Consider the following 437-nt stretch of genomic DNA (forward strand, 5'->3'; position numbering starts at 1 on the left):
GACGCGATATCCCGCCCCTTCCAGCACGGGTTTCAGGAACGTTGTCATCCAGGCGGTTTCGGGGCCATCGAACAGGCACAGCGGCGCGTCGCTGACGGTGCCAGCATCGGCGTGGCTCGCAAACAGCCAGTGCAGATCGATCACTTCGATTTGATCGCCATCGATGGCCACGACGCCAGCGATTGGCCCGGCATCATGCGCCGGTACAACGGTTTCGGGCAGTTCGACGATGTCGAGCGCCTCGCCAATGGCATAGCCGATCTCGGCCGATCCATCCCGCAGCCGCACCACCGACACCGTGGGGCGTGCCGCCCATTCGCCCAGTGCAACGAGCGGGATGATTGCCCCCTCCACCGACAACCGCAAACGCCCCGCCGAAAAACGGATCGCCGCCGCCGGAACGGGTTCGACCCGGTCGATCACCGACAGCGGCAGCG

At 65.7% G+C, this 437-nt stretch carries 1 protein-coding gene; it reads right to left on the reverse strand.

Features of this window, described 5'->3' with window-relative positions; genetic code table 11:
* The coding region (locus tag AACY45_RS28735) for a hypothetical protein (protein WP_339548864.1) at nt 1–437 on the reverse strand (437 nt) is incomplete at both ends.

This window comes from Pseudomonas sp. RA_35y_Pfl2_P32 (assembly GCF_963970735.1).
Lineage (GTDB): Bacteria > Pseudomonadota > Gammaproteobacteria > Pseudomonadales > Pseudomonadaceae > Aquipseudomonas.